Origin of the sequence: Actinoplanes sp. KI2 (genome assembly GCF_025630775.1) — a bacterium.
Taxonomy (GTDB): domain Bacteria; phylum Actinomycetota; class Actinomycetes; order Mycobacteriales; family Micromonosporaceae; genus Actinoplanes.
In genome coordinates, this window is record NZ_JAOSZE010000184.1 from 1 (window position 1) to 307 (window position 307).

The 307-nt window shown below is 68.1% G+C and carries 1 pseudogene; it reads right to left on the reverse strand.

The window, feature by feature from the left end:
• Positions 1-307: pseudogene (gene narY / locus ODJ79_RS46885) on the reverse strand (nitrate reductase subunit beta); the annotation flags it as partial.

The window sequence follows — 307 nt, forward strand, 5'->3', positions numbered from 1 at the left end:
CCCGTGGTCGGGCGAGCCGCCCAGGTCGTCGTCCCAGTTCGCCGACCAGGAGATCTTCATGTCCTCGCCGGTGAGCAGCGACTTCGGGCGGGCCACCGGGGTGTGCTCCTGCAACGGCGCGTTGGTGAGCGTCTCGTAGTCGTAGGTCCAGGGCTCGTAGTAGTCCTGAATGGACGGCAGCTTCGGGTTGGCGAAGATGGTGAGCAGCTTCTTGAACCGGCCGCCGCCCTTGAGCGTCAGCCGGCCGCGCCGGTTGAGCGTCCAGCCACCGCGCCACTCCTCCTGGTCCTCGTAGCGGCGCGGGTAA